Consider the following 3,516-nt stretch of genomic DNA (forward strand, 5'->3'; position numbering starts at 1 on the left):
CCACCACTTTCCCGGCCGGGCCGGGCCGGGCGATCTGGTGGCGGCGCGGCTGGAGGAAGGCGCGATCCTGGCCCCGGACCAGCCCGGGCTCGGCCCGGAGCACGCCCTGCGCCGGGCCCGCGAGCTGGCCGAACAGGTGCACCTGCTTTACGTGGCCTGGACCCGGCCGGAGGTCGAGCTGCACGCCTTCGTGCCAGGCCACGGCAAGTTGCGCGAGGAGCGCTATCCCCTGCCCCGGGCGCTGGAAGTCCTTTTCGCCGCCTTCGGCCACGATCCGGCCGATTCCGGCCCCCTGCGCCTGGGCGAGACACCGGCCGCCGCCCCGCCGCCGCCGCCCGCCTGCCCCGCCCCGGCCGGCGCGGCCGGGACCGAGGCCGTGCGGGCCGGCGTGCCCATGTCCTGGCTGCCCCGGCTCAAGGTCTACCGCAACATGGCCCGCGACATCCGCCAGTCCATGGCCCTAAGCGACGCCCGGCGCGGCGAGCTGGCCCACCTGGCCGCCGAGGCCTTCGTGCGGGCCGGCTTCGACCCGACCGACCCGGCCCCGGCCGCCCGCCGGGCCGTGGGTGCGACGCTTGGCGGCGCGCGGCTGCCAGCCGGGCTTCGCGAGCACCTGGCCGGCCAGTTCACGGACATGCTCCTGTGGCTGGCCGGGCTGCCCCAATGCGGCCAGGCCCTGGCCCTGGGGCTGGCCGAGCGCGAACTCCTCGACCCGGACGGCGGCCGCTTCCGGCCGGACCTGCTCCACCTCGGCCAGGACGAAACCGTGATCCTCGACTTCAAGACCGGCCACGAGGACCCGGCCCACCTCGGCCAGGTCGGCCGCTACCTGGCCCTGGCCCGGGCCCTGCCCGGCCGGGCCGCCCTGCCGGCCCGGGGCCTGCTCGTCTATCTCGACCGGCGCGTCTGCCGGCCGGTGGAGGAAGCCTCGTGAAGCCCGTCGGCGTCATCCCCTGGACCGAGGAGTTCTTCGGGGCCGTGGCCAGGCGGCTTGCGGCCGTAACGGGCGGCGACTTCACGGACGTGCTGGTGGTCTTTCCCCTGCGCCGGGCGGCGCGGCACCTGTGCGACCGCCTGGCGGCCATGCCGGAGCTGCCGAAGCCGCTGCTGCTGCCCGAGATCACGGCCGTGGGCGACTGGGCCGGGGCCATCGGCGCGTCCTTCGCCCCGACGCCGCCGGTCATGCTCGACGTGCTGGACCGGGTGGCCATCCTCTACGACATCGTGCGCGAGATCGCCGACGCCTCGCCCGCGCCCGGGGACTTCCCCACGGACATGGCCCGGTTCTTCCCCTGGGGCATGGAGCTGTCCGAGCGCATGGAGGAGCTTTTCCGCCACAACGTGCCCGGCCGCGACCTGACGCACCTGGAAGGCCAGGTCATGCCGCCGGCCGCCGCCCTGCTCTCGCGCCTGGGGGCCATCCACGCCCGCTACCGCGAACGCCTGACGGCCGAGGGCCTGGCCACGCCCGGGCTTTGCCTGGCCCTGGCCGCCGAGAACGCCCGGGAGGCGGCGGCCCGCTTCGCCGGGAAAAAGATCTTTGCCTGCGGCTTCGCCGTGCCCTCCGGCGCGGAAAAGGCGCTTTTCGCCGCCTTGTGGCGGCAGGGCAACCTGGAGATGCTCTGGCACGGCGACCCGGCCCTGGCCGATCCCGCCGGCCGGGTGCACTTCTCCTGCCTGGAGCAGCGGCGCTGGCTGGGCGATTTGAGCGCTCGCGCCGTGGTCCTGGCCGACGGCCGGCCCCGGCGCGCCCGGGCCAAGGCCGGGCCGGCCCGGCCGACCCTGATGCTCGACGCCACGGCCGCCAACCTGTCGTCGAAAAAGCTGCGCTTCTTCGAGGGCCACGACCTCCACGCCCAGCTCAAGGCCCTGGAAGCCTGCCTGGCCGAGGCCCCGGACCTGGAGGACACGGCCATCGTGCTGCCCGACACCGGCCTTCTTTCCCCGGTGCTCCACATCCTGCCGCGAAAGGACGTCAACATCTCCATGGGCTATCCCCTGGCCCGGTCGTCTTTGGCCAGGCTGGTGGAAAACATCCTGACGCTCCAGGAAACGGCGCTCTCTCCCGGCCGCTACCACTGGAAGGAGCTCGTCTCCCTGCTGCGCCACCCCTATCTCAAGATGCTGCGCGCGGGCGAGGCCGAGCCGCTGCGGGGGGTGTTCCACGACATGGAGGCGGCCCTGCGCAAGGGCGCGGCCTTCGCCGACCCCTTCGCCCTGGAGCCCGGGGACGAGATGCGCGCCCCGGCCACGCCCGAGGCGGCCGCCCTGGGCCGCCGGGTGCTGGAGACGTGCCTGACCGCCTTCGAAGCCGTGGAAACGCCGCGCGCCCTGGGCCGGGCCGTGGCCGGACTGTGCGAGCTGCTGCTCGATCCCGAGCTTTGCGGCGACGCCTGGGAGCGCTTCCTCATCGACGCCGAGTGCCTGTTCCGCCTGGCCACGGGCGTGGTCCCGGCCCTTTCCGACGGCCGCCTGGCCGACGCGGCCCTGCCCCGGGACACGCTTTTTTCCCTGCTGCGCCGGCTGGTGGCCGACGAGCGCGCCCCTTTCGAGGCCGAACCGCTGACCGGCCTGCAGGTGCTCGGCGTGCTGGAGACGCGCCTGCTCTCCTTCCGCCGCGTCTACGTGCTCGACGCCGTGGAGGACAAGCTGCCCGGGGCCGCGCCCTACGAGCCGCTGCTGCCCGATCCCCTGCGCCGGCTGCTGTCGCTGCCCGACTCCCGCCAGCGCGATCTCGTGGCGGCCTACAACATCTACCGGCTCTTCTTCGGGGCCGAGGAGATCACGCTCTTCTACCGCACCGGCGCGCCCGGGGCCGGGCTTTTCGAGGAGGCCAAGCCCAGCCGCAGCCGTTACGTCGAACAACTCCTCTGGGAGGAGGAAAAGCGCCTGGGCCGGGTGCTTACCCCGGGCGAACCGCCGGTCTCGCTGATTCACCTGCCCCTTTGCCCCATCCCCCGGGCCGACGCGGCCATGCCCGTCACCCCGGCCGTGGCCGCGCGGCGCGCCGCCTGCCTGGAGGGCAGGATCTCGGCCACGTTCCTCGACGCCTACCTCGCCTGCCCGTTGCGCTTTTTCTACAAGTACCTGACGCCGCTGGCCCCCTTGGCCGAGGTGGCCGAGGAAGGCGACCCGGCTTCAGTGGGCGTGCTCGCGCACGAGACGTTGCGGGAATTTTTCACGCCCCTGCTCGGGCGCGACATCGACGCGGCGGACGTCAGCGCCACGGCGCTCGGCGACCTGTTCGAGGCGCGCGCGAAGGACGACGCGGCCTTCGCCGCCCTGCCTCCGGACGGCCGCCTGCTCCTCGTGCGCGCGGCGCGGGCGCGCCTTGGGGCCATGGCCGGCGCGCTGCCCCGCACCACGCCGCTTTTCCTCGAAACCGAGCTTGCGGCGAGCCTCGACAGCGGCGGCCGCGCCTGCCTGCTCACCGGCCGGGCCGACCGCGTGGACCGGCGCGAGGATGGCGTGGTCATCGTGGACTACAAGACCGGCGGCGTCTCGGGCGTGCCGGTG

General features: G+C 74.2%; 1 protein-coding gene and 1 pseudogene. Both read left to right on the forward strand.

The window, feature by feature from the left end:
* A pseudogene (locus Q1K70_RS21865) lies at positions 1-934 on the forward strand (DNA helicase UvrD); the annotation flags it as partial.
* Positions 931-3,516, forward strand: a 2,586-nt coding sequence (locus tag Q1K70_RS21870; RefSeq protein WP_300164815.1) for a PD-(D/E)XK nuclease family protein, incomplete at its 3' end; no start/stop codon positions are given. The pseudogene Q1K70_RS21865 and the gene Q1K70_RS21870, both read left to right, overlap by 4 nt.

The organism is Solidesulfovibrio sp., from assembly GCF_029978005.1.
Taxonomy (GTDB): domain Bacteria; phylum Desulfobacterota; class Desulfovibrionia; order Desulfovibrionales; family Desulfovibrionaceae; genus Solidesulfovibrio.